At 67.5% G+C, this 3,681-nt stretch carries 4 protein-coding genes; all 4 read right to left on the reverse strand.

Annotation, left to right across the window (positions count from 1 at the left end; genetic code table 11):
• Positions 1 to 69: 69 nt before the first annotated feature.
• On the reverse strand, positions 70 to 834 hold the full coding sequence (locus tag ACRDUX_RS26000) for an enoyl-CoA hydratase/isomerase family protein (RefSeq protein ID WP_526417934.1): 765 nt from the start codon (positions 832 to 834) through the stop codon (positions 70 to 72).
• 1 nt (position 835) lies between these two features.
• Complete coding sequence (locus tag ACRDUX_RS26005) at positions 836 to 1,924, reverse strand: acyl-CoA dehydrogenase family protein (protein ID WP_526417936.1); 1,089 nt, start codon at positions 1,922 to 1,924, stop codon at positions 836 to 838.
• Entirely contained in the window at positions 1,911 to 2,726 is an 816-nt protein-coding gene (locus ACRDUX_RS26010) for an acyl-CoA dehydrogenase family protein (RefSeq protein ID WP_526417938.1), read from the reverse strand. Before ACRDUX_RS26010 ends, ACRDUX_RS26005 begins: the two co-directional genes overlap by 14 nt.
• Positions 2,711 to 3,681: class I adenylate-forming enzyme family protein (locus ACRDUX_RS26015; protein WP_526417940.1), on the reverse strand; the 971-nt coding region annotated here is incomplete at its 5' end. The genes ACRDUX_RS26010 and ACRDUX_RS26015, both read right to left, overlap by 16 nt.

The raw sequence follows: 3,681 nt of genomic DNA on the forward strand, positions 1-3,681 counted from the left end.
CTCGCGCGGAGAGGGGGACGCAGGGAAGGGGACGCAGGGGAAGGGGACGCGCGGAAAGGGGGACGCGGGTCAGTTCTTGGCGATCAGCCCGTCGACGATCTTGTTGAAGTCGGCGGTCCCGAAGGACACGTACTCGGCGAGGTTGGCGTAGTCCAGCGACGCCATCACCGAGCGCTCCAGCTGAATGTTCATCAGCCGCTTGGTGGCCTCGACCGCCTGCTGCGGCAACTCCATGATCTTCTTCGCACACGTGAGCGCCTCGGCCAGCGGGTCGGCGACGACGTGGTTGGCCAGACCGAGCTCGACCGCGCGCTGCGCCTTGATCCGAACCCCCGTCAACGCGAATTCCTTGGCGTGCAACAGGCTGATTTGCGACGGCCAGACCAGCGGCCCGCCGTCAGCGGCCACCAAACCGATCTGGACGTGCGGGTCGGCGAAGTGCGCGGTCTCGGCGATGTAGACGATGTCGGACAACGCGGCCAGGCTGCAGCCCAGCCCGACGGCGGGACCGTTGACCGCGGCGATCACCGGGATGCGGCATCGCACCATGCCGATGACGAGTTCGCGGCCGTGCTTGATCGTCTTCTGGCGCAGCGCTTCGTCGTGGCGCAGCTCGTCGAGGTAGTTGAAGTCACCGCCGGCCGAGAACGCCCGGCCAGCACCGGTGATCACCGCCGCTCGCGCATCGGCATCCTCGTTGAGCGCATCCCATATCTTGGCAAGCCCGACGTGCAACGCGTCGTTGACCGCGTTCAGCGCATCGGGGCGGTTCAGCGTGATGATCCGCAGGCCACCCTCGGCGCGGACGTCGATTTCCTCTGGCATGCCGTACATTTCAGTTCCCCAATCCGAGAATTCGCTGAGCGATGATGTTCTTCTGAATCTGCGAAGTACCGCCCATCACGCTCTGCGCGCGGCTGTACATGTAGGCGCCGAACAGCTCGGAATCAGTGGTGCCTACGGTGGCCAGCGCGGCGTGCCCGACCGACTGCTCGACCCACGTCATCAACAGTTTGTCCAGCGATCCCTGTGGCCCGTGCGTAACACCGTCCAACTGCTCGGACAACCGCCGCCGCACGTGCAGCCGCAGCATCTCCGTCTGCACCCACGCCCAGGACAGCTCCTCGGGAGCCTTACCGTCGACCCGGGAGTCCAACTGGCGCACCAGCTTTCCGTACCGCGCCGAGAAGCCAAGGGTCGACGGTTCGCGTTCGTGGCTGACGACGGTCATCGCGAGCTTCCAGCCATCGCCCGGCGCGCCGACCATGTTCTCGGCGGACACCCGCGCTCCGTCGAACTCGACCTGGCCGAACTCCTTGGTGACTCCGCTGATCATCTTCAGCGGACGCTGGACGATACCGGGTTGGTGCATCGGCACGATGAACGCCGAGATGCCCTTGTGCTTGGGCACGTCCTTCTCGGTGCGGGCCAACACCAGGCACCAGTCGGCGACGTCGGAGTAGCTGGTCCAGATCTTGTGACCACCGATGACGAACTCGTCGCCTTCGCGGGTCGCGGTCGTCGTCAGTGCGGCCAGATCCGACCCCGCTCCCGGCTCGCTGAAACCCTGGCACCAGCGCTCGGTGCCGTTGATCATCCCCGGCAGGAAGCGTTGCCGCAGTGCCTCATCGCCGTGGTGGCTCAGACCGACGACGAGGTACCCGAGGCTGGGCCGCGCCGGGGCGCCCGCCTTCGCGATCTCCTCGTCGACGATGACGTCGAAGACCGGTGGGAGGTCCTGGCCGCCGTACGCCTTCGGCCACGACGTGCCGAAGAAGCCGGCCTCGTACAGCGCGACGTGCCACTCCCCCGCCTTGGCCCAGTACTCGTCACCGGAGGTGGGGAACTTGCCCTTCTGTTCGGTCAGCCAGCCGCGCAACCCCTCCCGGAATGCGGCTTCGGACGGCGAGTCACGAAAGTCCAATGGTCAACTCCTCCAACTTGACCGGCCACATCTCCGTGGCAGCCAGTACCCGACGTAGATAGACGTGCGCGAGGCATTCCCAGGTGTTGCCGATCCCGCCGTGTACCTGGATCGACGTCTCACAGACGGTGAGCGCCGAACGTGCACAGTAGATCTTCGCCACTCGGCAGGCTTCGATGGCCTCGGCGACGGGCAGTTCGTCGACGGCCCAGGCGGCATGACGCAGCAGGCTCACGCACCCTTCGATCAGGGCCAGGCTCTCCGCGAGCAGGTGCCCGACAGCCTGATACGAGCCGATCGTCGACCCGTACTGCGCGCGCACCTTGGCGTACTCGGTGGCCAGCGTCAGCGTGCCGCGGGCCGCACCGACCAGGTCCGCCGTGGTCGCCGTGAGCGCGAGCGCGTACCAGCGGCCGGCCTCCTCGGGGGTCAACTCGGCGAGCTCGGGTGGCGATTCGACTGCTCCGGCAAGGCTTCCCGTCAGATCGACGGAGTCCCGCTCCGACGTCGTCGCAGGTACCGCGCGGCCGACACGGCGAGCCAGGTCGTCGGCGAGCACGGGGCCGAGGAACGGCACGTCCACCAGCCCACGCGCGAACTCCTCGACGACGACGGCGACCTCGACGCCCGACGCCTCGTCGGAGCGCAGCGATCGCCATCCGGTCGAGAGAACCGTCTTCTCGAGGCGTGCGACCCGGCCGTCGTCGTCGAGGTCGGCGACCGATCCGGGCCCGAGGTCGTCGGCCAGCTTGGCGGCGGCATCGCGCAGTTGTCGTTGTTCGGAGGTCAGACGGACGTCCACAGTCTCTCCTTGAGCACTCGGCGTAGCACCTTTCCAGATGGGAGACGGGGGATCTCGGTTACGAAGGCCACTCGGCTCGGACGTTTGTAGGAGGCGAGGCGGTCAGCGACCAGCCGGATCAACTCGTCGGCCTCGACCGCGCCGCAGCGTGCGACCGCGGCGACGATCGCCTCGCCGTGCGCCTGGTCGGGCACCCCGAACACCGCACAGTCGGCGACCGCGGGGTGCCCGTGCAGCACCGCCTCGATCTCCGCGGGTGCCACCTGGAACCCACGGACCTTGATCATTTCCCTTGAGCGGTCGGTGATTCGGAGCCAGCCCTCGACGTCGAGGTAGCCGACGTCGCCGCTGCGGTACCAGCCATCGCTGAAGGCCGCGGCGGTGGCGTCGTCGGGTAGGTAGCCGGACATCGCCGACGCCGATCTCACCTGGATCTCACCGACTTCTCCCGGCAAAACCGGCTCTGCCGTGTCCAGCGAAACCACCCGAATCTCCACTCCCTCCACGGCGCGCCCGACGGTGTCCAGTCGCGCGCCGTCGAGCGAGTTGCACGAGATGACCGGTAACTCGCTGGCGCCGTATGCGGTAACCCACGACACCCCCGTCCGCCTCGTCACCTCGTCGGCGACGCTCTTCGTCACGGGAGTGGCGCACCACATGACGTAGCGCAGGGACGACAGGTCGAAGGACTCCAGCTCCGGGTGGGCGGCCAGCGCCAGGGCGATCGGCGCCACCGCCATCTCAACGGTGACGCGGTCGGATTCGATGTGGCGCAACATGGTGTCGACGTCGAAGCGAGGGTGCAGCCGGATCCACGCGCCCGCGTCGAGCGCCGTCGCGATGTTGAGAAGGCCGAGGATGTGCGATGGCGGCGTCATGATCTGCATGCGGTCACTCGATGACAGACCGAGCGCCGCTCGCCAGTGCGCGACGGCCACGGCGAACGCACCGAACG

The sequence above is a fragment of the Mycobacterium sp. genome (genome assembly GCF_050701675.1).
Classification (GTDB): domain Bacteria; phylum Actinomycetota; class Actinomycetes; order Mycobacteriales; family Mycobacteriaceae; genus Mycobacterium.